The sequence below is a fragment of the Caldicellulosiruptor kronotskyensis 2002 genome (assembly GCF_000166775.1).
GTDB lineage: Bacteria > Bacillota > Thermoanaerobacteria > Caldicellulosiruptorales > Caldicellulosiruptoraceae > Caldicellulosiruptor > Caldicellulosiruptor kronotskyensis.
Genome location: NC_014720.1, coordinates 1,347,021 through 1,369,979, shown reverse-complemented (window position 1 = coordinate 1,369,979; position 22,959 = coordinate 1,347,021). Strand labels below are relative to the sequence as shown.

The 22,959-nt window shown below is 35.0% G+C and carries 22 protein-coding genes, 8 tRNA genes, 2 pseudogenes and 1 other annotated feature; of the genes and pseudogenes, 3 read left to right on the top strand and 29 right to left on the bottom strand.

All coding sequences use genetic code 11. The annotated features are described in order from the left end of the window. Positions 1–169: 169 nt before the first annotated feature. From CALKRO_RS14205 to CALKRO_RS06040, 11 genes and pseudogenes are all read right to left on the bottom strand, one after another. A pseudogene (locus CALKRO_RS14205) lies at positions 170–389 on the bottom strand (hypothetical protein); the annotation flags it as partial. Positions 390–676: 287 nt separating this feature from the next. After that, positions 677–763 (bottom strand) — tRNA-Leu (locus CALKRO_RS06085). Positions 764–977: 214 nt separating this feature from the next. Further along, a pseudogene (locus CALKRO_RS06080) lies at positions 978–1,193 on the bottom strand (transposase family protein); the annotation flags it as partial. A 203-nt stretch (positions 1,194–1,396) separates the two neighbouring features. Further along, a tRNA-Glu gene (locus CALKRO_RS06075) sits at positions 1,397–1,471 on the bottom strand. 20 nt (positions 1,472–1,491) lie between these two features. Continuing rightward, a tRNA-Met gene (locus tag CALKRO_RS06070) sits at positions 1,492–1,568 on the bottom strand. Between the two features lie 20 nt (positions 1,569–1,588). Then, positions 1,589–1,664, bottom strand: a tRNA-Met gene (locus tag CALKRO_RS06065). A gap of 5 nt (positions 1,665–1,669) precedes the next feature. After that, positions 1,670–1,759 (bottom strand) — tRNA-Leu (locus tag CALKRO_RS06060). A gap of 55 nt (positions 1,760–1,814) precedes the next feature. Further along, positions 1,815–1,899 (bottom strand) — tRNA-Leu (locus CALKRO_RS06055). A 123-nt stretch (positions 1,900–2,022) separates the two neighbouring features. Then, positions 2,023–2,415 carry a secondary thiamine-phosphate synthase enzyme YjbQ gene (locus tag CALKRO_RS06050; RefSeq protein ID WP_013430170.1) on the bottom strand — a complete coding sequence of 131 codons (393 nt, stop codon included), beginning with the start codon at positions 2,413–2,415 and terminating at the stop codon, positions 2,023–2,025. Between the two features lie 21 nt (positions 2,416–2,436). Beyond that, positions 2,437–2,949, bottom strand: coding sequence for a nitroreductase family protein (locus CALKRO_RS06045; RefSeq protein WP_013430169.1), 513 nt, complete (start codon positions 2,947–2,949; stop codon positions 2,437–2,439). Between the two features lie 20 nt (positions 2,950–2,969). After that, entirely contained in the window at positions 2,970–5,333 is a 2,364-nt protein-coding gene (locus CALKRO_RS06040; protein ID WP_013430168.1) for an ATP-binding protein, read from the bottom strand. Positions 5,334–5,520: 187 nt separating this feature from the next. Here CALKRO_RS06040 and CALKRO_RS06035 point away from each other — a divergent pair, with 187 nt between their 5' ends. Beyond that, a complete protein-coding gene (locus CALKRO_RS06035; RefSeq protein WP_013430167.1) occupies positions 5,521–6,279 on the top strand; it encodes a DUF6062 family protein in 759 nt (252 codons plus the stop codon). 7 nt (positions 6,280–6,286) lie between these two features. On the opposite strand, the gene CALKRO_RS06030 is transcribed toward CALKRO_RS06035, so the two are convergent. From CALKRO_RS06030 to CALKRO_RS06015, 4 genes are all read right to left on the bottom strand, one after another. Continuing rightward, a complete protein-coding gene (locus CALKRO_RS06030) occupies positions 6,287–7,090 on the bottom strand; it encodes an Asp23/Gls24 family envelope stress response protein (protein ID WP_013430166.1) in 804 nt (267 codons plus the stop codon). A gap of 56 nt (positions 7,091–7,146) precedes the next feature. Beyond that, positions 7,147–7,821, bottom strand: a complete 675-nt coding sequence (gene ispD, locus CALKRO_RS06025; protein WP_013430165.1) for a 2-C-methyl-D-erythritol 4-phosphate cytidylyltransferase — start codon at positions 7,819–7,821, stop codon at positions 7,147–7,149. A 14-nt stretch (positions 7,822–7,835) separates the two neighbouring features. After that, a complete protein-coding gene (locus CALKRO_RS06020; protein WP_013430164.1) occupies positions 7,836–9,488 on the bottom strand; it encodes an FAD-dependent oxidoreductase in 1,653 nt (550 codons plus the stop codon). Between the two features lie 87 nt (positions 9,489–9,575). After that, a complete protein-coding gene (locus CALKRO_RS06015) occupies positions 9,576–12,125 on the bottom strand; it encodes a calcium-translocating P-type ATPase, PMCA-type (protein WP_013430163.1) in 2,550 nt (849 codons plus the stop codon). 196 nt (positions 12,126–12,321) lie between these two features. Between CALKRO_RS06015 and CALKRO_RS06010 the strand changes: the two genes are divergently transcribed. Both CALKRO_RS06010 and CALKRO_RS06005 read left to right on the top strand, forming a co-directional pair. Beyond that, the gene (locus tag CALKRO_RS06010) at positions 12,322–14,067 is read left to right on the top strand and encodes an ABC transporter ATP-binding protein (RefSeq protein WP_013430162.1); all 1,746 of its coding nucleotides are present in this window, start codon (positions 12,322–12,324) and stop codon (positions 14,065–14,067) included. Continuing rightward, on the top strand, positions 14,064–15,857 hold the full coding sequence (locus CALKRO_RS06005; protein WP_013430161.1) for an ABC transporter ATP-binding protein: 1,794 nt from the start codon (positions 14,064–14,066) through the stop codon (positions 15,855–15,857). Before CALKRO_RS06010 ends, CALKRO_RS06005 begins: the two co-directional genes overlap by 4 nt. Before the next feature lie 51 nt (positions 15,858–15,908). On the opposite strand, the gene CALKRO_RS06000 is transcribed toward CALKRO_RS06005, so the two are convergent. The 14 genes from CALKRO_RS06000 to ispE all read right to left on the bottom strand — a co-directional run bounded on the left by CALKRO_RS06000 (position 15,909) and on the right by ispE (position 22,922). After that, complete coding sequence (locus tag CALKRO_RS06000; protein ID WP_013430160.1) at positions 15,909–16,280, bottom strand: hypothetical protein; 372 nt, start codon at positions 16,278–16,280, stop codon at positions 15,909–15,911. Positions 16,281–16,413: 133 nt separating this feature from the next. Beyond that, positions 16,414–16,803: a 50S ribosomal protein L7/L12 gene (rplL, locus tag CALKRO_RS05995; RefSeq protein ID WP_013430159.1), complete on the bottom strand. Its 390-nt coding sequence runs from the start codon at positions 16,801–16,803 to the stop codon at positions 16,414–16,416. Positions 16,804–16,841: 38 nt separating this feature from the next. Next, positions 16,842–17,393: a 50S ribosomal protein L10 gene (rplJ, locus tag CALKRO_RS05990; RefSeq protein ID WP_013430158.1), complete on the bottom strand. Its 552-nt coding sequence runs from the start codon at positions 17,391–17,393 to the stop codon at positions 16,842–16,844. Next, positions 17,390–17,594, bottom strand: a sequence feature (ribosomal protein L10 leader region). Its footprint overlaps the gene before it by 4 nt. Before the next feature lie 15 nt (positions 17,595–17,609). Next, the gene (rplA, locus tag CALKRO_RS05985; RefSeq protein WP_013430157.1) at positions 17,610–18,302 is read right to left on the bottom strand and encodes a 50S ribosomal protein L1; all 693 of its coding nucleotides are present in this window, start codon (positions 18,300–18,302) and stop codon (positions 17,610–17,612) included. A 76-nt stretch (positions 18,303–18,378) separates the two neighbouring features. Then, positions 18,379–18,804, bottom strand: a complete 426-nt coding sequence (gene rplK / locus CALKRO_RS05980) for a 50S ribosomal protein L11 (protein ID WP_013430156.1) — start codon at positions 18,802–18,804, stop codon at positions 18,379–18,381. A 41-nt stretch (positions 18,805–18,845) separates the two neighbouring features. Further along, positions 18,846–19,370 carry a transcription termination/antitermination protein NusG gene (nusG, locus tag CALKRO_RS05975; protein ID WP_013430155.1) on the bottom strand — a complete coding sequence of 175 codons (525 nt, stop codon included), beginning with the start codon at positions 19,368–19,370 and terminating at the stop codon, positions 18,846–18,848. A 47-nt stretch (positions 19,371–19,417) separates the two neighbouring features. Beyond that, entirely contained in the window at positions 19,418–19,687 is a 270-nt protein-coding gene (secE, locus tag CALKRO_RS05970) for a preprotein translocase subunit SecE (RefSeq protein WP_013430154.1), read from the bottom strand. Positions 19,688–19,710: 23 nt separating this feature from the next. Beyond that, positions 19,711–19,875 (bottom strand): 50S ribosomal protein L33, encoded by a 165-nt coding sequence (rpmG, locus tag CALKRO_RS05965; protein WP_013290321.1) that lies wholly within the window; start codon positions 19,873–19,875, stop codon positions 19,711–19,713. A 176-nt stretch (positions 19,876–20,051) separates the two neighbouring features. Next, positions 20,052–20,127, bottom strand: a tRNA-Thr gene (locus tag CALKRO_RS05960). A 42-nt stretch (positions 20,128–20,169) separates the two neighbouring features. Next, positions 20,170–20,243 (bottom strand) — tRNA-Gly (locus CALKRO_RS05955). 50 nt (positions 20,244–20,293) lie between these two features. Beyond that, the gene (locus CALKRO_RS05950) at positions 20,294–20,512 is read right to left on the bottom strand and encodes a DUF1858 domain-containing protein (RefSeq protein WP_013290320.1); all 219 of its coding nucleotides are present in this window, start codon (positions 20,510–20,512) and stop codon (positions 20,294–20,296) included. Between the two features lie 67 nt (positions 20,513–20,579). Beyond that, positions 20,580–21,332 carry a nucleotidyltransferase family protein gene (locus tag CALKRO_RS05945; RefSeq protein WP_013430153.1) on the bottom strand — a complete coding sequence of 251 codons (753 nt, stop codon included), beginning with the start codon at positions 21,330–21,332 and terminating at the stop codon, positions 20,580–20,582. Between the two features lie 16 nt (positions 21,333–21,348). After that, a complete protein-coding gene (locus CALKRO_RS05940; protein ID WP_013430152.1) occupies positions 21,349–22,029 on the bottom strand; it encodes a GntR family transcriptional regulator in 681 nt (226 codons plus the stop codon). Between the two features lie 23 nt (positions 22,030–22,052). Next, positions 22,053–22,922: a 4-(cytidine 5'-diphospho)-2-C-methyl-D-erythritol kinase gene (gene ispE, locus CALKRO_RS05935; RefSeq protein WP_013430151.1), complete on the bottom strand. Its 870-nt coding sequence runs from the start codon at positions 22,920–22,922 to the stop codon at positions 22,053–22,055. Positions 22,923–22,959 lie beyond the last annotated feature (37 nt).

Genomic DNA, 22,959 nt, shown 5'->3' with positions numbered 1-22,959 from the left:
TATACTTCTTTTATCTTTATTATATTACATCTCACAAGCTCTGTCTATAAAAAGAAGTGACAAACCGTTAAAGGGAACTAATGGAATAATTGTACAAAGTGAAGCCTGACTTTTGCAGATAGTTAAAATAAAAATAGCTTGCAATCCCTTGTGAATAAAGGATTGTAGTCTATTTAAGTTTTAGCAAAATATCATAGTAAAAATTACTCTTTTTTGTCTCTTCCAAAATTTTCTTAATTTCCTTTAGTCTCATAAATTTCTTACTAAAATCTATGTTCAAGTTTTTCCAATCTCATCAAGTACTTAATCAAAAAATAAAATATGTAATAGCTTTCTTTAATATGGCTACAAGATGTTTTCCTTAAACTTTTAAGTATCTTTAGCACACATTATTTTGTTTCAAAAATCGGGTATATCTTTCTATTGTCTTTTTGTCTATTTCATGAATATTGGTGTTTGCATCAATAAAACGAGTAAATTATTCAAAGTTTATGGTATAATATTCAGGGAAGGTATTAGCTAAATTTTTGAGTTTGCAGTGTGTAATAAATTCGTCGGATACTTGTTTGAATGTTTTACTTTTTACTTTCATTTTTACTACTCCTAAAAAGAAAAACCTCACCAGAGTTTTGTTCTGGTGAGGTCTTTTTTCTATATCTACCTCTCATTTTTTACATGGTGCGGATGGGGGGATTTGAACCCCCATGGGGAGAGCCCCACAAGATCCTGAGTCTTGCGCGTCTGCCAATTCCGCCACATCCGCAAAACTTCACTCTTTCTTCAATATATTTTAAGCCATTACCACATGGTCTGTCAATAACATTATTTTGGATTCCCTCGAATAGGTGTAGAGATATTTTCTACAGCGAAAGAATGTGCGAAAATACTAAATTGTTTTCTAATTCCTATTTTACACTTTTCCTTCAATTTTCTAATGCCCAATAAACATATCTTGTAAAATGAAATTTGTCTATTTCTATTAAATATGTCCTCTTACCCATTATTGGTACGTTCTTTACTCTTTGGACACGATGATCATGTATCTTGCTTGTGATACTACCACATTTAGGACACTTATGAGGTTTTTGCGTCTGACTTATGTACAATTCTACTTCCCTTTCGCTTTCTACTATTTGGTGGAAAATGAGATCCTTTGATTTCAAAAGTTCTGTGATATAATTATGATTAAGCACTTATTCGGGGTGCCTCCTTTCTTTTGTGTGTTTTTTTGTACCTAAAAACAATTTTAACTATAGCAGGCATTTAAAACAAGCGCTATATTTTTCTTTTCTTACCACCCCAATATTTATTTTAGTGCCTATTTTTTCTTCAACAACCTAATTGTATAAGATAAATAAAAGGGCTTTTTTAAAAAGCCCTTTTTTCCTTTTTTATTTGGTGACCCCGAGGGGATTCGAACCCCTGTTACAGGCGTGAAAGGCCTGTGTCTTAACCACTTGACCACGGGGCCATACCTCTTTTTACATAAAATGGTGGCGGCGAACGGATTCGAACCGCTGACACTGCGGGTATGAACCGCATGCTCTAGCCAACTGAGCTACGCCGCCATTTTTACTATATTTATATTTGGTTGCGGGGGGAGGATTTGAACCTCCGACCTTCGGGTTATGAGCCCGACGAGCTACCAGCTGCTCCACCCCGCGACATCTGGTGCCGGAAACCGGACTTGAACCGGTACGACCTTATTCAGGTCCCAGGATTTTAAGTCCTGTGCGTCTGCCAGTTCCGCCACTCCGGCATCGCAATTATATATTTTAATGATTACATTTAATTTTGTCAAGAGATTTTTCTCTTGGTGCGGGTAGAGGGACTTGAACCCCCACGGCTGTTGCCACTAGATCCTAAGTCTAGCGCGTCTGCCAATTCCGCCATACCCGCTTGCTTTTGCGTATAATATTTTAGCACAAGCTTTCTTCTTTGTCAAATTTAAAGTTTTTTGCTCCGAACACCTATCTTAATCCGTGCTATTGTTTCATGAGGTGTTCGGAGCAAATAAAAACTTTATTTTATATACACATATATCTTCCTTCTCCTTGGTCCATCAAACTCACAAAAGAACACTCCTTGCCATGTACCAAGCATCATTTCACCATTTCGAATTATAATATTAACAGATGAACCTATCAGGCTTGCCTTTATATGCGCATCAGAATTCCCCTCACTATGGCTATAGCCATTGTTCGCTGGCACTAACTTTTCAAGTTGTTTTTTTATATCACTTACAACTGAGGGGTCAGCATGTTCATTGATTGTAATACCTGCAGTTGTATGTGGAACAAATACTGTCATTAGTCCTTCTTCGATATTAGACTGTCTAACAATTTCTTTTAGTTTACTTGTAATATCAACAAAGTCCACCCTGTCTTTTGTTCTTATCTCAATTTCCCTAAACAAATCAGAAATTCCCTCCTGTATTTATTTTCTTTGGTATTTATCCCAGTGAAGTATAGAGGATAGTGGCTTTTTATTTCTCACAGGTTCTTCATCAGCATAACCTATTGCAATGAGCGCACAAAGTTCTAAATTGTCTGGAACGTTTAGTAGCTTCTTGACATCTTCAGAATGCTCCTTTTTATAGCTTGCAACCCAACAGCTACCAAGTCCTAAAGCTTTTGCAGCCACTAAAATATACGTGGTCGCTGCTGACATATCTTCTAAAATATATTCGAAATCTTTCTCATAAAGCACAGCAACACAGCATGAAGCGTCTTCTATGAATTTGCCATATCGGGCTTTTTGAGCAATTTGTCTTTTAATGTTTTCATCTGTTACTACAACAAATTCCCAGCCTTCATTTCCTCTTGCAGTAGGTGCAAATCTTGCAGTATCAATTATCTTTTCAATAACTTCTCTGTCAATAGCTATATTCTTTTTATATTTCCTGATACTTCTTCGAGACTTTAAAACTTCTAACATATCTATAGACATCTCAAAATATCTCTCCTTTCTTACTCATCTTTTTTATCACTAAAACCTACCAAATTGTCTAAGTATCTTTTTAACTTTTGCCTTGCCAAAAGTACCACTTCTTCAAACTTTTTGCCTGTCAAAATCTCAATAGCTTCATCGATTGTTTTTACTGCCCAGATGTGAAAATTTTCTTTTCTAACTTCTTCTACCACCTCGTCACACAATACTAAATTTTTTATATTTTGGTGTGGGATTATAACACCCTGCTTGCCATTTAAACCTTTTTTCTTGCAAACATAATAAAAACCTTCTATCTTTTTTGTCACACCGCCAACAGGCTGAATCACTCCTTTTTGGTTTACAGAACCTGTTATTGCTATTCCCTGATAGATGGGCATATCACTCAAGGCTGAAAGCAGGGCACAAAGTTCAGCTGCTGATGCAGAATCACCTTCAATGCCAGAATATAGTTGTTCAAAACATATAGTTGCATTTAAAGTAAGTGGCATATCTTGGGCAAACAGCTGGGAAATATACCCTGAGATAATCAAAATACCTTTGCTATGAGTTTTACCAGACATTTGTACTTCACGTTCAATATTTATTATACCACTTCTTCCGCTACTTGTGGTAACAGTTATTAGAGAAGGTTTGCCAAAAACATAGTCACCAACATCCAGAATTGCAAGAGCATTTATTTGGCCTACCTTATAGCCATCTACATCAACTAAAATAGTACCTTCCTCAATCATATGGTTTATTTTTTCTTCATATTTTGCGCTTCTGTATTCTTTTTCACAAATTGCTTTGCTCACATGTTCCTTTTTCACCACATTACTTCTTTCCAGTTGAGCCCAGGTGTTAGCTTCTGCCAATATCTCAACAATTTCATTAAACCGTGTTGAAAGCTTTTCCTGGTTCTCAACAAGTCTGCAGGAGTATTCAATTACCTTCTCAACGGCATCCTTGGAAAACGGCAATGCATTTTCTTTTTTACAAAATGAACTAATAAACTGAATCATCTTATAGAGATTATCTTGATTGTAATCCATTTCGCTGTCAAAATCAGCTTTAATCTTGAAAAGCTTTCTAAAATCTTCATCGTATGTGTATAAGATGTTATAAATATACTCACTACCAATCAAAATAACCTTTAAATCAACTGGTATAGGTTCTGGTTTTAAAGAAGGAGTTATAAAAAGTCCATAAATATCCTTTAGATTTTCAATGTATATCTGACCTGTTTTTAGTACTCTTTTCAAGGCTTCCCATGTCTGTGGATAGCTTAGCAAATCTTTTGCCTGAAGGATGAGATATCCTCCGTTTGCTTTGTGAATTGCTCCCGCCTTGATTCTGGTGTAGTCTGTAACAAGAATGTTGCCCATCTCGTTATCATATTCAATTTTTCCTATGAGATTGTAATAAGTGGGATTTACTTCATAAACAACAGGCGCGCCATCTAATTCTGAATTGTCAACGATTACATTGACCTTATATTTATCAAGTCTTGAGAATTTTTTATATGGAACAAATTGCAAAGGTATTTGTGTGTCTTCTTCTTCTTTGTCCAAAAAATCATCAAGATTTTCAATAATGTCATCTGTTACACTATCAATATAATCCAAGATTTTTATGTTATCTTTATACTTGCTTCTAATTTCATATACATAATGACTTATTGTAAAGACAGCTATCCTCTTTTGTAGTTCTTTTATTCTCTCTTTCAACTCTTTTTCAAGAATCTTTATCTTCTTTAAAACTTCTTGAGTTTCAAGTTGAAGCTTCTTGACCTTTTTTTCAATTTCATCTCTGATAGTCTTTTCTAACTCAGGATATTCCTCTTCTGAAATCGCCCTACCATTTACAATAGGAATAAAATACACACCGCTTGGAGTATATTTTATCTCAAAATCATATTCTCTTGCTTCTTCAGCTAACCTATCTAAAAGCTGTGTCCTTTTTTCCTGATATTCATTGTAAATATTATTTTTGTCATTTTCGTATTCCTCACTGTTAAAAACCTTCTTCAAATCATTAATTACAAACTCTAAGAAATCTGTCATATCCTTCTTGAAAACTTTGCCCATTCCTTTTGGCAAAGATATTGCAATAGGTGAGTCAGGATTGGCAAAATTATAAACATAAACCCAGTCGTTCGGAGCAGGTTTGTTTTTTGCTATCTCCTTTAAATAATTTTCGGCAAAGCTTGTCTTACCTGTACCTGTGGGACCACACATGTAAATGTTGTATCCTTTTGTGGTAACGCTCAGTCCAAACTCAAATGCTCTTTTGGCTCTTTCTTGCCCAATTATAGTTGTTAAAGGTTCTATCTCATTTGTGGTTTTAAATTCAAAATTGGATAAATCTACATTCTTTTTTAATTTATCTGGTGTAAGTTTCATAAACTTTTCACTCCATCTTTGTAGTTTTGCTTTAAAAATTTTATACCCATTTTTTCGATATTTATTCTTTTTTATATAAACAACTTTGCAGTTGTTACAAAAAGAAAAAGACTGTAAAATAAATGTTATGAACCATTTTAAAATTGGTAACAATTAATAAATAAAAAAATATAAGGAGTTGCTGAAAATGGGGAAAGAAAAAATATACATGATTCCTGTCAATGATGCTTTCTCGATAAATTGCGAATGTGCTTTTTGTTACCTTGAAAATAATTTTGAAAAACAATGCATTGAAATAGTGCTCGGTGAAAGTGTTATGGAAGTTGATGCAAGGATAGAAACTAATGAAAAAGGCTTTTGCAGAAGGCATTTTCACATGCTGCTTGAACAAAAAAATAAACTTCCTTATGGCCTTATATTGGAAACTCACCTTAATGAAATAAAAAAACATCTTGAAAAACTTATATATTCCAATTTCTCAGCGGTAACTTTGCAGCAAAAAGACAGATTTCTAAAAAAACTTCTGGGTAATCAAAATTTGAACAAAAACAAACTGACAGATCTAATACAATACTTAGAAAACCTCTCTGTCCAGTGCGTTATCTGTGAAAGAATTCAAGCAAGGATGAAAAATTATTTTGAAGTATTCTTTTTCATGTGGAAAAACCAAAAAGATTTTCAGCAAAAAGTTCTTTCTTCCAAAGGATTTTGCCTACATCATTTCAACGAACTTTTAAAGTATTCTTTAAATTGTTTGTCTAGAAAAGAACTAAACAATTTTGCCGAAAAAATTTGTAAAATTGAGCTTGATAATATCTCTCGAATTTATACAAACGTTTGTGACTTTAATAAACAGTTTGACTATCGAAATGCCAATAATACAGTGACTGAAGAGATAAGAAACTCTCTTTTGAATGCTACTGAAAAACTCGGAAAATACAAGTAAAACATTTTTACACCTGTACTCCTTTTGCAATGATATGAATGTATTCTACATTTATTGAGGTATAATATTCTATTTCTTCTTTTATCTCCCTTTGTATTTTTTCAAGCACAAATTTTATGTTGCAACCAAATTTTAGTATAACCTCTATTTTTATATACAACAGATTATTTTTGATAGCAAGGTCAATTGAAAGTATCTTAGCAATATCATTGCTTTTTTTGAGTACTCTGCGAATATACGCAATCAAGACATTTTCTGAAATAGTATATTCGCCCAAATAGCTAAAGGTAGGTCTTACTATAGTCTTTTCGGCAACAATATAATCGTTTAGGTTAATTCTCTTAAAAAGCTTTAAAGGATATATCAGCAAACCAGAAAAGTCTTTTTTTATTTCAAAAGTTGGAACAGGCACAACGTGTTTTCCCTCTTTATTTCGCATGGTTATTGCTTTTTTTATTTCAAAGTCATTCGAAACCTCTTTGATATCAACAAACCTTTCAATAGTTCCCAATTCTAATCTCCTTGCTATCATCTGTGCCATTTGCTTGGATGTAGCTAATATTAAAATCGAATCAATGTTCAAATCCTTTATTGCTTTTTTCACTTCATTTGCATGATCATCTTCCATAAAAAGTGCTCTTCTTACCGAAGCCAAATATGTAGGTTCTTTCTTTGCAGACTTTCCTGCAACAAGCTTTGAGTTGTAAACCAAAATACCGTCGTCTATTATAGCACTTGCTCCCAGCATCTTCGCAACCACTATTGCCTTATAGCTTTTACCTGTACCACTTGGTCCAACTAAAGCATACACTTTCACAGCCTCACAACCTTTTCAAAAAGTTTTAAAACCTTTCAAAAGATATTTTACTACCAATACCCCTTCTCTACAATAGCCTCCGCAATTAGAAGGTCTTCTTTTGTTGTTATCTTGAAATTTATTCTACTATTTTCAATTATTTTAGGTTTTATACCTAACCGTTCAACATACTGAAGATCATCTGTAAACAACTCATTTTTAAACATCTCATATCCCCTGTATATTAAATCAAATTTAAAAACTTGAGGTGTTTGTATCAAACATATATTAGACCGTGGCAATGTATTTTGAATGTGACCATCCACTACAAACTTTACAGTATCATTTGCCAAAACCCCTGGCGCAACTGCAAAATGAGTCTCAACATCAGCAATTAGTTTTTCCAGAAGTTCTAAAGTAATAAAAGGTCTTGCAGCATCGTGGATTGCAACAATATCACATTCTCCTTTTAAAATCTCCAATCCTCTTTTTACAGTGTCTGCTCTCTCGTTCCCACCATAATCCCAAAAAATAACCTTGCTAAATTTATCTTTTAAATATCTTGCAATATCTTCAAAACCTTGAGGTACAAGTAGCACAACTCCATCAATAAAATGTGATTTTTCAAACACTTCAAGAGAATATTCAATTATCATTTTGCCCTTTAAAAATAAAAATTGTTTGGGGGTATTCCCCCCAAACCTTGTGCCTTTACCTGCTGCACATAGAATAGCACATGTTTTCACTCTTTTCCCCCCATTTACTCTACCATATCAGGATAATACATTCTCCATGATGTCCAGCCACCACTCATATTTAAACAATCAAAACCATTTGCTTTTAAAATCAAACATCCATGATATGACCTAAATCCAACACCACAGTAAACAATAATCTTCTTGTCCTTTGGAAGTTCGCTTAGTCTGTTTCTAAGCTCATCTACAGGAATATTTATCGCTCTCTTTATATGTCCAAACTCGTACTCTTCTGGTGTTCTTACGTCTAAGATAAGATACTCTGGATTATCAAGAAGCTCAAATACTCTGTCAGGTAAAATATTCTTGACCTCTCCACGAATTATATTAGAAGCTGTCATACCAGCCATTATAACAGGGTCTTTTGCAGATGAAAATGGCGGTGCATAAACAAGATCAAGATTTTCCAAGTCAAATACAGTCAAACCTGCATATATAGCAGTTGCAATAACATCAGCTCTTTTGTCAACACCCTCTTTCCCCACAACCTGTGCACCATAAATTCTGCCAGTTGAGTTGTCAAATATAAGTTTTATTGTTAGCTGTTTTCCCCCAGGATAGTAACCAGCATGATGAAGAGGATGAACAATTGTCACGTTATAATCAATTCCCTGGTCTTTGCATTCAGCTTCGCTAAGTCCAACCTTCGCCAAAGCCCAGTCAAATACTTTGATAATAGAACTGCCTACAACTCCTTTGAATTCCAAGTTTCCGCCTGCTGCATTGCACCCAGCAACTCTTCCCTGTTTGTTTGCAGGTCCCGCCAAAGGAATCCATACATTTTTGCCTGTAATAATACTCTTTACTTCAACTGCATCGCCGGCTGCATAAATGTCAGGGTCAGAGGTCTGCATCTTGTTATTTACCACAATTCCCCTGTTCACTTCAAGGCCTGCTTCTCTTGCAAGCTCAACATTTGGTATCACACCTGCTGTCTGGAAAACAACATCGCATTCTATCTCTTCGCCATTTGAAAGTTTTAATCTCTTTGCAATCCCGTCAACAACATCTGCATCAACTACAGATACACCAGTTTTCACATCAATACCTTTTTCTTTTAACGTATATACAACAGGGTTTGTTATCTCTTTGTCAAACTGAGGTAAAATAGAACTTTTTAATTCAACAATGGTACAATCCAAACCCAGAAGATTTAGTTGCTCAGCAAGTTCCATGCCAATATAACCAGCTCCAATTATAATTGCTTTTTTAACTGGAGCTGCAGATAAAGTCTCTTTTATTTTATCAACATCGTAGAGTGTAAAACATGTATAAGAGTTTTTGCAATCTTTCAAAAAAGGCAAAACAAAAGGTCTTGCACCTGTTGCAATAATAAGCTTATCATAGCTTTCTTCATATGTTGTATTATTTCTTTTGTCTAAAACTGTCACAGTCTTCCTATTTCTGTTGATTTTCATAACCTGGGATAACGTGCGAACATCAATGTTATATCTTTTCCTGAATAGCTCCTCTCTTACAACAAGCAAGCTATCTCTTTTTGGGATTGTTCCACCAACATAGTACGGAAGACCACAGTTCGCAAATGATACATATTCTCCTTGTTCAAATAGCACAATTTGAGCATGTTCGCTTGTTCTTCTGGCTTTTGTAGCTGCAGATGCTCCAGCTGCCACTCCACCGATTATAACAATTTTCATTTGTTTGCCATTCCCCTTTCTATCAGTAATTTTAAATTCTATATGTCATTTCTTTATCAAATTATCTTCTCATTTCATTTTATCACTTTAGATATTTTTTGCAAATATATTATGAAGCAAAGATGGAAATAATGAACAAATTATGATGATACCCCATTCAAGACTTTTCAAGGAACTTACCTCAAATACTATACCCAGCTGTGGTATATATATTACCAGTAAAAATAAAACAAATGATGAAATTACAGCAATTAAGAGGTATATATTTTCAAATAACATTGAAAATACATTTCTTTTATTTGTCGAACACTCAAAAGCAAAAATAAGTTGAGATATTACAAGTGTAGCAAATGCAACTGTTCTCGCTGTTTTGAGGTTGTAGCCTTTAAAAAGAGGTAAGTAAAATGACAAGGTTGCAAAAAAGCCGATTAAAAACCCTCTTATTACAATTTCTTGCATCAGTCCACCTGCAAAAAGGCTTTCTTTTTTTGGTCTTGGCGGTCTTCTCATTAAGTTTTCATCACCTTTGGAAAGAGAAAGAGCTGCTGCTGGAAGACCATCTGTCACAAGATTTACCCATAGAATTTGCATGGGTAAGAGGGCAATTGGCAAATTTAATATTGAGGTAAAAAGCATTATCAATACCTCGCCAATATTACAAGCAATAAGATACTTAACAAACTTTTTTATGTTGTCGTAGATAATTCTTCCCTCTTCTATAGCATGAACAATCGTAGCATAATTATCATCAAGTAATACCATTGAAGCAGCTTCTTTTGTAACATCGCTTCCACTTATCCCCATAGCTATGCCAATATCTGCTTCTTTGAGTGCTGGTGCGTCATTTACTCCATCACCTGTCATAGCAACAATGTTCTCTTTTCTTTTCAAAAGTCTTACAATTTTTAGTTTGGAAAGTGGGTCTACCCTTGCAAATACCGAAATATTGTCAATATTCTTCTCGATAAACTTCTCATCCTTTTGAAGTTCCTCGCCTGTGACTACCTCTTCAATGCTATCTGCAATTCCAAGTTCCCTTGCTATTGCAAACGCTGTAAGTTTATGGTCACCTGTTATCATAACTGTCTTAACTCCAGCTTTTTTTGCCTTGTTAATTGCCAGCTTGACACCTCTTTTGGGTGGATCTATCATTCCAACAAGCCCCAAAAAAATCATATCATCTACATCTTGTGAATTAAATTTCATGCACATAAGCAAAACTCTCAATGCTGCACTACACATTAGTTCATTTTTCTTGGCAATTATCCGCTTTTCATAGGAGGTAAGTTCTTTTATTGTCCCATCTTGACACATATAAAACTTGCATATTCCAATCAAGCTTTCATATGCACCCTTGACAAATAAAATACTGCTATCACCACATTTTACTGTTACACCCATATACCGTTTGTTAGAATCAAAAGGTATTTCTGCTACTTTTTCTTCTCTTTTTATATACTCTTTATATTTTTTGGCCAAAACCAAAAGTGCTATTTCAGTTGGGTCACCACTTGTTTTTAACTCATTTCTGTCTTTTTCTAACTCTGCATTGTTGCAGTTAACAGCACACATCATTATGTAATCAAGAAGCTGATTTTTTACAATTCGGCCGTTTAAAAGAATCCTTCCTTTTAAATCATACCCTGTCCCTTCAACCTCAATACTCATATCAACTGTCTCTATCCTTTTCACAGTCATCTTGTTCTCTGTCAAAGTCCCTGTTTTGTCTGAACAAATAACATTCACACTCCCTAAGGTCTCAACAGATGAAAGCTTTCTTACAAGGGCATTTTTCTTTGCCATACGCTGAACACCTATTGCCAAAGTAATGGTTACAATAGCAGGAAGACCTTCAGGAATTGCTGCAACTGCTAAACTTATTCCTATCATAAACATATCGTAGATATTTTGTTTTCTAATTATTCCCAGTATTACTATTACACTGCATATAGCAATACAAATTACAGCAAGTATTTTACCAAGCTGGTTTAATCTGACTTGCAAAGGTGTTTTAGTCTCCTGTGTTTCTCCCAGTACCTTTGCAATTTGCCCCATTTTGGTGTTAAGCCCTATTGAAGTAACCTTCATCAAGCCTCTTCCATTAACTACATATGTGCCCATGTAAAGCTTATTTTCACTATTAATATCCTTCTCCACAGCTATAGACTCACCTGTTAAGATAGACTCATCAACCTTCAGTGAATATCCTTCGACTAATATTCCATCTGCTGGAATTCTGTCTCCTTCTTCAATTACTACAATGTCTCCTACTGTTACATATTTTGCTTCAATTACTTCTAATTTCTTGTCTCTTATGACTTTCGCTTTGTAAGAAATATAGTTTTTTAATGATTCCAAAGCTCTTTCGGCTTTGTATTCTTGAATAAACCCCAGCATTCCGTTCAAAATTATAAGAAAAAAGATAACAATAGCATCTAAAAACTCGCCAAGCAAAAATGATAAAGCCGTAGACACAGCCAAAATCAGAACCAGGATATCTTTGAACTGGTCTAAAAATATTGAAAGAGGTTTCTTTCTTTTTTCAATTTTAATCTCATTTATACCATATTTTATTATATTTTTTTCAACTTCTTTAAAAGAAAGACCTTTTTCAAAGCTTTTAAGATTGTTCAGCATTATAGTTTTTCCATCCTTGCCTGAATATCTATAAACAATATTATTAAACAGCTCAATGTTTTATGAAAAACAAATACAGGCTTAAAAAAGTGAGCTAAATATTAAAATTCTTATATTTATTTTCACATAAATCAGATTTATAATGTATTAAAGTAGCAAGCAAATGAAAATTTAAATTCGGAAGGGTGCTTCTTACGTGGACAACTTGAAAAGATTATCACCATATTTTCGAAAATATAAAAAACTTTTAATCCTTGGTTTTATTCTCATTTTCATATCTATAACCCTTGGAATGGTAAATCCATATATCTCTAAGCTGATCATTGATGAAGCAATTTCAAAGAAAAAGTATCAGTTGCTTATACCATTTGTCATCACAATGCTCAGTGTAAGCTTAGTGCGGGGTGTTATAAGATATAGTCACTCATATTTATTTGAAAACGTATCCCAGAATATACTGTATGAACTCAGAGAAACGCTTTACAATTTTTTTCAAAGACAGACCTATGAATTTTATGACAAAACTCGAACAGGAGAAATCATGGCACGCATGACAGGTGACTTGGAAGGAATTAGAATGTTTTTCTCCACTGCCTTAGCTCTGCTTGCCGAAAATATTTTGAACTTTTCGATATCACTTACCATAATGTTCATTTTAAACGTAAAGCTTACATTTGCTCTACTTCTCTCAACGCCTATATTGCTAATTTTGGTTTATATTTTTGACAGAACCATAAGACCAGAATTTATCAAGATACGAGAAAAGTATTCTAAACTCAACACAGCTACTCAGGAAAATATTACAGGTATCAGAGTTGTAAAGGCTTTCTCACAAGAGAACTTTGAAATAGAGAAATTTTCATCTGCCAACAACGAATACAAAGAACAAAATATCACAGTGGGACTTATCTGGGGCAAATTCTTTCCTATGATTGAAGCAGTGACATCTTTACTTGTTCTGATTATTTTCGCACTGGGCGGTTTTATGGTAATTAAAAATTTAATTACAGTTGGAACACTTATGGCTTTTCAAGGTTATCTATGGGCTATAATTTGGCCTTTGAGGTCCTTGGGATGGATTATAAGTATGGTGGAAAGAGCAAACGCTTCTTGTGAGAGAGTGTTTGGATTGCTCAGTACACCTGTCAAAATCAAAGGAAAGCCAACTCCATTTGAAGTTACGGAAGGGTATGTAAGGTTTGAAAATGTGTATTTCAAACACTCTGGAAATCTTGTGCTAGAAAATATCAATTTTGAAGTAAAACCTAAAATGAAGGTTGCTATAATGGGGCCAACAGGTTCAGGAAAATCTTCTGTGGTAAATCTTATACCCCGTTTTTATGACGTATCAAGCGGAAGAGTACTAATAGACGAAATAGATGTAAGAGACTACGACCTTAAAAAGCTCAGAAGCGCAATCTCTGTAATTCCACAAGAGACATTTTTATTTTCTGATACTATTGCAAATAATATAGCATACGGCGTGGAAAATGCTTCTTTGGAAAATATCATAAACGCCGCAAAACTTGCTCAGGCACATGAGTTTATTATCCAGTTCCCAGATGGATATGATACTCTTGTTGGAGAAAGAGGAATTGGTCTTTCAGGCGGTCAAAAACAACGAATTGCAATAGCAAGAGCTCTTTTGAAAAAACCTAAGATATTAATTCTTGACGATGCAACATCAGCGGTTGATATGGAAACAGAATATTTGATAAGCAAAGCGTTAGAAGAATACTTTAAAGATTGTACCGTATTTATCATTGCTCATAGGGTTTCAATGGTTAAAGACTGTGATTTAATACTCTATCTTGAAAATGGAAAAATTGTAGAACAAGGAACTCATAGTGAACTTTTAGCTAAAAAAGGCAGATATTATAATATATTTGTTCAGCAATACAAAGATATTTTAAGTACACAAAAAGAAGGTGGTAGATTTTGAACAATTCCACAAAAAGGCTTAGAATTGAAGAAGATGAACCAATAACAAAACCTTTTAATTGGTCGCAGTTTGTAAGACTTTTGAGATATATAAAGCCATATAGAAGGTACTTTATATACTCTCTTCTTCTGATGATGCTTGCTACATTCTACAACCTTGCCGGACCGTATTTGATAAGATTGGTTATTGACATTGATATCCCACAAAAAAACATTCATGCTCTTTTGTATAAGGCAGTTTTCTATATTGTACTTACTTTACTGTACGTAATAAGTCTTCGTCTTAGAACCATCTTTATGACAAAACTCGGCAACAATGTGGTCTCAGATATTCGAATGCATCTTTTTACCCATCTTCAGAAACTGTCTCTTAACTTTTTTGACAGTCGACCAGCAGGCAAAATAATGGTAAGAGTAATGAATGACGTGGATTCTTTATCAGAGCTTTTGTCTAATAGTATTTTAAATGTGCTGGTTGACACTTTAAACCTTTGGGCTATCATAGTAATAATGCTTTCAATTGATATAAAACTCTCCTTTGTCGCACTTGGAGTTCTTCCTTTGTTAATCTTAATAATCATGATATTAAAAAACTCAATAAGAACAAGATGGCAAGATGTTAGAAAGAAATCTTCTACTCTCAATGCATATATACACGAAAGCATACAAGGAATGAAAATAACTCAAGCTTTTACAAGAGAAGAAAAAAACGCTGAAATATTTAAAAATTTAAACACCACATTCAAAAATACATGGATGAAAGCAATCAGAGTAAACAATCTATTTTGGCCAACCATAGAATTCACTGGAACTCTGTCGAGCGTTCTCATATTTCTTTTTGGCATCTGGATGATGAGAAAGGGGTACACAACACTTGGCATAATCATAGCATTTTCTAATTATATGGGAATGTTCTGGCAACCTATTAGCAATATATCTAATTTTTATAACCAGCTGCTTGTTGCTATGGCATCAACAGAGCGCATATTTGAAATTCTTGATACTCAACCGGATATTCATGATGCCAAAGATGCATACGACTTGCCACCAATTAGAGGTGAAATAACGTTTGAAAATGTTTCTTTTTCATACGACGAGGAAAAACCTGTTTTAAAAGATGTTTCATTTACCATTAAAGCTGGTGAGACAATTGCACTTGTAGGCGAAACAGGTGCAGGAAAAACCACAATAATAAATCTCATTGCAAGGTTTTATGATCCTCAAAAGGGAAGGATATTGATTGACGGGCATGACATTAAAAACGTAACCTTAAACTCTTTGAGAAAGCAAATGGGCATAATGCTTCAAGACACATTTATATTCTCTGGTACAATTGCAGACAACATTCGATATGCAAAACCTGATGCCACAATGGATGAAGTAATAAAGGCTGCAAAGATTGTAAATGCTCATGAATTTATCATGAAAATGGAAAACGGATATGACACAGAGGTTAACGAAAGAGGAAGTCGCCTTTCTATTGGCCAAAGACAGCTCATTGCATTTGCCAGAGCACTTTTAGCTGACCCAAAAATACTGATATTAGATGAAGCAACCTCGGCAGTAGATACTCAAACAGAAGTCCTAATCCAACAGGCTATTGAAAAGCTAACATCGGGCAGGACCTCAATTATTATAGCCCACAGACTGTCCACAATCAGAAATGCAGACAGGATATTTGTCATCCACGATGGACAAATAGTTGAAGAAGGCAATCATGAACGGCTTATTGAGAAGAAAGGCTATTACTATAATCTTTATACCTCACAGTTTAAATATTTTGAAAAATAGTAATCCCAATTAAAAATGGCTGGTCCAAAGTAGCCAGCCATTTTTAATGATTCATGCTTGATATTTGTTTATCGTACTTAGAAGCTGTGTCTGCCATTTTTCATAAACCGGTATTATTTCGTTTTGATACTTGGCAAGAAGCTTTTCAGCTACTGGCTGCTTGTACATCTGAAGAAGTTCGCTCAACCTTTCTTGAAATTCATTTTCTATCTCCTGAAGACTTTCCACATTAAACTCATCTTGAATTACTCTCAGAGCACTTGAAATGCTTAAAAATGCTTCAATGATATCGTTTAAAAGATAAAAAGAGTCTTCAAACCTCAGCTGAGGAATTTGAACTCTTATGATATAATCAAAAGCTTCTGACATGGTAGAGGTAAGTTCATTTATCTTTTGGACAATCTCTAAATAATTTTCATTCATTTTTCTAACCCAACCTTCCCAAACTTAGTGTAAATTATGTATTTAATAATACCACAATAAACTCAAGATTTCATCAACTAAATTGAAAAAGGGCAGGATTACTTCCCGCCCTTTTTTAATAATTTGACATTCCTTATTTGAGTTCAACTTTTGCTCCAACTTCTTCAAGTTTCTTTTTGATCTGCTCAGCTTCGTCTTTTGAAACATTTTCTTTGATTGGCTTTGGAGCACTGTCAACAAGGTCCTTTGCTTCTTTCAATCCAAGACCAGTTATCTCTCTCACAACTTTGATAACTTTGATTTTGTCGCTACCAGCGTCTGCCAAAATAACGTTAAATTCTGTCTTCTCCTCTGCAGCTGGAGCTGCTGCCTGAGCACCAGCAACTGGAGCTGCTGCAACTGCAACTGGAGCTGCTGCTGTAACGCCAAACTCTTCTTCTAAAGCTTTTACCATCTCAGAAAGCTCTAACACTGTCAATGTTTTGATTTCTTCAATTAATTTTTGAACCTTTTCGCTTGCCATCTTTAAACAACCTCCCATTTTAAAAATTTTTATTTATATTAAGCACTCTGCTTTTTAGCAATAGCATCGAGTGCCAGAACAAGCTTCCTAATCGTACCAGAAAGTGCATAAACAAGACCAGACATCGGCGCGTTCAAGCCGCCAAGCATCTTTGCAATAAGCTCTTCTCTTGACGGAAGTTTAGAAAGTGCATCAACCTCTTTTGCAGAAATCACTTTACCTTCAATAAATCCGCCTCTTATTTCTAACTTTTCAAGGTCTTTTGCGCCTTCTTTTAATACCTTTGCAACCTTTACAGGGTCGTCGTATGAAAATGCAACGGCAATAGGTCCTTCAAAAAACTGTTCAAGCTCAGAAAGATTATTTTCCCTTACAGCAAAGGTAAACAAAGTCTTTTTTACAACCTTGTACTCAATTCCTGCTTCTCTTAACTTCTTTCTGAGTGCTGTGTCTTGTTCAACGGTAATTCCATGATTGCAAACAATCACACCAGCTTTTGCTCTGGACAGCTTTTCCTTGTATTCATTTAAAAGCTGTTCTTTTACCGCTCTTGACTTTGCCAACAAATTCACCTCCCTTTTGTATCCCATAAATTATTAAAGCCTCTTTAAGTTTACCTTAAAGAGGCTGTAATTATCCTTCCCCCATTCAGCCAACAATAAAAGACAAATTCAAGCTATCCCGGCCGATGGGTTTTAAAATAATTACAACCTCGGTAGGCAAACCTTTAAGCAAAGTACTTTTAAAAAGTACTTTGCACCTACTGTCTTCGGTTGTAGGCTATTCACTTTTTGAATTTTAGAACATTATAATGGCTTCAATGGGTTTATTTTAATACCAGGTCCCATTGTTGTTGCCACTGTAATACTCTTTATAAACTGCCCTTTTGCAGCAGCTGGTCTTGCTTTAATAATTGCCTCCATAAGTGTTCTGTAGTTTTCAAGAAGTTTTTCTTTACCAAACGAAACCTTGCCAATTGGACAGTGGATTATAGCTGTCTTGTCAAGCCTAAATTCAACTCTACCAGCTTTTGCTTCTTTAACAGCTTTTGCAACATCCATTGTTACAGTCCCTGATTTTGGGTTTGGCATCAAACCTTTAGGACCTAAAATCTTACCAAGTCTTCCTACCAAACCCATCATATCGGGTGTTGCAATACATACATCAAAGTCTGTCCAGCCTTCATTCTGAATCTTTGCAACAAGCTCTTCTGCACCTACATAATCCGCTCCTGCTTCTTCTGCTTCTTTTGCCTTGTCACCTTTTGCAAAAACTAAAACCCTTACACTTTTACCTGTACCATTTGGCAAAACCACAGTGCCTCTTACTTGTTGGTCGGCATGTCTTGGATCAACATTTAATCTCACATGTACCTCAACTGTTTCGTCAAACTTTGCATAAGATGTTTTTAATGCAAGTTCAATTGCTTCTTCCGGGTCATAAAGCTTTGTTTTATCGACAAGTTTTGCAGCTTCTTGATATTTCTTGCCTCTGAACATTCTCTTTATAAACCTCCCTTGTGGTATTTGCGGCTATAAATTAACCTCCCACACCCTGTCGTGTGTACAAAAAATATTAATCTTCAACTACAATTCCCATACTCTTTGCAGTACCTTCAATAGTTCTCATAGCAGCCTCCAAAGATGCAGCAGTTAAGTCTGGCATTTTTTGCTCAGCAATCTTTTTAATTACATCCCTCTTTAATGTAGCCACCTTTTGCTTGTTTGGCTTTGGAGAGCCGCTCTCAATCCCTGCAGCTTTTTTCAATAATACTGATGCTGGAGGTGTCTTTGTAATAAATGTAAAAGACCTATCAGAATAAACAGTTATAACAACTGGAATAATCAATCCAGCATCTTTTGCTGTTCTTTCATTAAACTCTTTGCAAAACTGCATAATATTAACACCATGTTGACCTAACGCAGGTCCGACTGGTGGTGCTGGTGTTGCCTTACCTGCTGGAATTTGAAGTTTTATTTGTGTTAAAACTTTTTTTGCCATTTTCCCTTTTCACCTCCTGGTCAACTTGAGTTTAAAATATATCATAATCTTTCTACCTGGTGGTAATCAAATTCCACAGGAGTTTCTCTTCCAAATAGGTTAAGCATTACTCTTACCTTTTTTCGTTCTTTATTTATTTCAACAACTGGCCCATAAAAATCAGCAAATGGACCAGATACAACCTTCACATTGTCACCAACCTCAATGTCAAATACCTCCACAACCTCTTCTTTAATACCCATTGCTTCTATTTCTTCATCTGTAAGAGGTGTGGGCTTAGATTCAGGTCCCACAAAACCAGTCACGCCTCTGACGTTTCTTATCGTGTACCATATCTCATTGTCCATTACAGCTTTGATTAACACATACGACGGAAATTTCTTTTTTTCTTTAACAATCTTCTTTCCATCTTTAATTTCAGTGACAAGTTCAGTAGGAATCCGAATGTCTAAGATCCTATCAGACAAATTTCTATTTTCAATTATTTTTTCTAAATTAGCTTTCACTTTATTTTCATAGCCTGCATAGGTATGGACAACATACCATTTTGCTCTTTTATCACTCATTTTGAAGGGCTAAAAGCCCGCCCTCCTTTTTTCTCAAGAATTGCTTTTTATTTTATCTTTAATAAAAGCTTGAAAATAAGTTGGTCGTATATAAGGTCAGCAAGCAAAATGAACACTGTGAAAAATAAAGTAAATGTCAACACCACAATCGTGTGCTTTACCACCTGTTTTTGTGAAGGCCACACAACCTTCTTCATCTCTATTCTAACATCTCTGAAAAACTTGAGAGTCTTAGCCCACCAATCTTTAAAACTCAACTTTTTTTTGTTACCTTGGGGTTTTACAACTACCTTTTCCACCTTTTTCTTCTCCACCATTATTCACACATCCTCTTTCTTAACTATTTAGTTTCTCTATGGATGGTGTGTCTTCTACAAAACTTACAATACTTCTTTAACTCAAGTCTATCTGGGTCATTCTTCTTGTTCTTTTCTGTCGTGTAATTCCTGTTTTTGCACTCAGTACATTCAAGATGAATTATCATTCTCGCACCTTTTGCCGCCATATTTCTGTGTTCACCTCCATCTCAAACCTTCTATAAATTACCTCATCCTTCTTATCTTTTCTTTTTCAGAACAACACTTTGTATTATTCAACAATGAAAATTTGCAAAAAAAAATAACCCTTCTTTGCTTGACTTTTTAAATCTATCATAAACAATTAAAATTGTCAATAACCAAATGGAGCCCACGACCGGGCTCGAACCGGCGACCTCCGCCTTACCAAGGCGACGCTCTGCCTGCTGAGCTACGTGGGCGCTTACAAAAATAAAGGGGAGCATACCCCCCTTTTTGTCATTTGGAGCGGGTGATGGGAATCGAACCCACGCTGCCAGCTTGGGAAGCTGGTGTTCTACCATTGAACTACACCCGCACTACCACTTATTATTTTAATACGATTTGCTTTAGATGTAAAGTATTTTTTTACTCATCCAAAAGACCTTTGCTCTTGAGATACTCGTTTAGCTCATCTACAAGCTTCTGCGCATCTATTCCATGAAGCGCACATGCCTCTTCAATGCTTTCTCCTTGAGCAGAAGGGCAACCCAAACAGTGAAGACCATTGTTCAAAAATATTGGAATGGTCCCTCTATCAATCCTCAATACATCTGCAATTATTGTATCTGTTGTAATTCTTGGCATTCCTATTTGCCTCCTTTTTGAGATAAAAGTATCATTTTTATATTATACCACAATTTCAATCGGAATTCTACCTCTTTTTTTCAAGATAGAACTTTGCCACCATAAGGTCAGAGTCTTTATCTACATCCTGCCCCAATTCAGGATATGTAGAGATGATAGCTTTAGCTTTAACCTTAAACACCTTAGACACTCTTTTTTCAACTTTCTGTATTGAAAGTCTCTTAGTTAAAAAGAGCAATAAAATGGTAGGTCCTATTAGCCGCGCCATAGCAATAGGATTTTTGCGCTTTTCCACAAGCTTTTCGGCAAGCGAATAACACTTTTCAAATACTGATGGAGTTATTATAATGGCATTTCCACCAGTAAATGTTCCTTCTTTCACAGTCCCATATGTTCTTTTCATCTGAGGGTATTTCTCATCGTTTATGCTCTTTTCAACAATTGGATAACATATATCTGCCCCAGATTTAATTGACTCTTCGATAAAATGATCTATTGCTTCAGCGGTAATAAAGGGCAGGTCGGCAGTTAAAAATAAAATTTTTTTGTTATCGTTCAAAAATTCTATCGCTTTTTTGGCATTTCTCATTATCGAGGTGTCTTCTGCAACAAATTCAACCTGTGGATACCTTGAAATTAAAAATTCTTTTAATTGAACTGGACCTACAACAACTCTGCGCGAAATATGCTTGGAACTGCATACTGCATCAAGTACGTACTCTATTAAAAATTTTTCTCCTATTTTGATCAATGCCTTGCACTCATAAGGAGTACCTGATTTGTTTTTATCAGATCCAGCAAGTATTACAGCATTTATCATATTTTTCACCTTTTTATTAAAATTTTAAACTATTGATAAGCTCTATTTCCTGATTTTTTATGTGCTCTTCTGCTATTTTCTGGGCTTTTTCAACATCTCCACTTATAATTGCTTCTACAATCTCTTTGTGTTCTTTCAAAAGATTTTCACTTTTTCTGTAAATCTCTTTAAGATATATTATCCTAAACCGGGTTATTTGCTCGCGAAGGTTATTTATTATGTGCTGAAGTTTTTCATTCTTCGCACCCAAATATATCAAGTCGTGCAACTTTATATCGTCATTTATCATTCCTTCAATATTTCCCGACTTAAAATTTTTTTCAAATGAAGCGAGAACCTTTTTAAGCTGATCTTTCTCAGATTTTGTCATCCGCTGGGCTGCAAGACCTGTCGCAAGCTTGTCAAGTGCAGCCCGTATCTCTAATACATCCATTATCTCTTTTTTAGAAATATCTGCAACATAAGCACCTTTTCGGGGAAGCATCACAACAAGTCCTTCAAGTTCAAGTTTTCTTATTGCCTCTCTAACAGGTGTTCTTGAAACACCAAGCATTTCTGCAAGTTTTATCTCCATAAGTCTTTCGCCAGGTTTTAAATCGCCGTTTACAATCATGTCTCTGAGCTTTTCAAACACAATCTCGCGCAGAGGTTTGTAATTTTCTATCAAAAAATAATGTGACTCATTCTTCTCATTCATTTTTTATCACAACTCCTACTATCCTAAAATTCCAAAACTCCACTGCCTTCACATGTTGTAGTCAAGATTATTTCTTTTATAAACACCTTAAGCCTCTCTGCAGCTTTTAAAGCATCATACTTGTTACCAAAAATCCCAAATACAGCCGGTCCACTTCCTGTCATAACTGTTCCAAGAGCATTGTTATTTCTCATAATGTCCTTGACTCTGTTTATGACTGGATACTGATTTACTGTAACCGCCTCTAAAACATTGCAAAGGTTCTTTGCTATCTCTTTTACATTACCTTCTTCAATTGCCGAAATCATAGCTTCAATGTTTGGTCTCTTTTTTACTTTGCTAATGTCAAGTGCCTCATATACAGCCTGTGTGGAAACATAGACCTCTGGCTTTGCAATAAGGATATTCATCTGAGGAGCTGATTTTAATTTTAAAACCTTTTCGCCAATTCCCTCACAAAGAGCTGTTCCACCTACCAAACAAAATGGAACATCAGCACCAATCTCTCTTCCAATTTCCATAAGCTGCTGCTGAGAAAGATTTAACTCAAATATTTCATTCAGACCTTTTAAAACTGCTGCTGCGTCAGTGCTTCCACCAGCTAAACCTGCAGAGACCGGAATGTTCTTCTCAATATGTATTTTCACACCTTGCTTTACACCAAAACGCTCTTTTAAAAGTGAAGCTGCAATGTATGCATGGTTTTTATTGTCAGTTGGAATATTTTCACTTGAAGTTGTTACAATTATACTGTCTTCTTCTATCTTTTCAATATTGATTATATCATACAAATCTACTGTTTGCATTATAGTTCTTATCTCATGATAACCATCTTCCCTTTTTGAAAGTACATCTAATGCTAAGTTGATTTTTGCATAAGCCTTGAGTTTCAACTCATTCCACACCTTTCGCAATGATGATTGTAAAAAA

Excerpts from the sequence above, each read along its gene's own strand:
- CALKRO_RS06045 (WP_013430169.1), bottom strand. The coding sequence starts at position 2,949 with ATGTCTATAGATATGTTAGAAGTTTTAAAGTCTCGAAGAAGTATCAGG.
- CALKRO_RS06040 (WP_013430168.1), bottom strand. The coding sequence starts at position 5,333 with ATGAAACTTACACCAGATAAATTAAAAAAGAATGTAGATTTATCCAAT.
- CALKRO_RS06035 (WP_013430167.1), top strand. The coding sequence starts at position 5,521 with ATGGGGAAAGAAAAAATATACATGATTCCTGTCAATGATGCTTTCTCG.
- CALKRO_RS06020 (WP_013430164.1), bottom strand. The coding sequence starts at position 9,488 with ATGAAAATTGTTATAATCGGTGGAGTGGCAGCTGGAGCATCTGCAGCT.
- CALKRO_RS06015 (WP_013430163.1), bottom strand. The coding sequence starts at position 12,125 with ATGCTGAACAATCTTAAAAGCTTTGAAAAAGGTCTTTCTTTTAAAGAA.
- CALKRO_RS06000 (WP_013430160.1), bottom strand. The coding sequence starts at position 16,280 with ATGAATGAAAATTATTTAGAGATTGTCCAAAAGATAAATGAACTTACC.
- rplL (WP_013430159.1), bottom strand. The coding sequence starts at position 16,803 with ATGGCAAGCGAAAAGGTTCAAAAATTAATTGAAGAAATCAAAACATTG.
- rplJ (WP_013430158.1), bottom strand. The coding sequence starts at position 17,393 with ATGGGATACAAAAGGGAGGTGAATTTGTTGGCAAAGTCAAGAGCGGTA.
- rplA (WP_013430157.1), bottom strand. The coding sequence starts at position 18,302 with ATGTTCAGAGGCAAGAAATATCAAGAAGCTGCAAAACTTGTCGATAAA.
- rplK (WP_013430156.1), bottom strand. The coding sequence starts at position 18,804 with ATGGCAAAAAAAGTTTTAACACAAATAAAACTTCAAATTCCAGCAGGT.
- nusG (WP_013430155.1), bottom strand. The coding sequence starts at position 19,370 with ATGAGTGATAAAAGAGCAAAATGGTATGTTGTCCATACCTATGCAGGC.
- secE (WP_013430154.1), bottom strand. The coding sequence starts at position 19,687 with ATGGTGGAGAAGAAAAAGGTGGAAAAGGTAGTTGTAAAACCCCAAGGT.
- rpmG (WP_013290321.1), bottom strand. The coding sequence starts at position 19,875 with ATGGCGGCAAAAGGTGCGAGAATGATAATTCATCTTGAATGTACTGAG.
- CALKRO_RS05950 (WP_013290320.1), bottom strand. The coding sequence starts at position 20,512 with ATGCCAAGAATTACAACAGATACAATAATTGCAGATGTATTGAGGATT.
- CALKRO_RS05945 (WP_013430153.1), bottom strand. The coding sequence starts at position 21,332 with ATGATAAATGCTGTAATACTTGCTGGATCTGATAAAAACAAATCAGGT.
- CALKRO_RS05940 (WP_013430152.1), bottom strand. The coding sequence starts at position 22,029 with ATGAATGAGAAGAATGAGTCACATTATTTTTTGATAGAAAATTACAAA.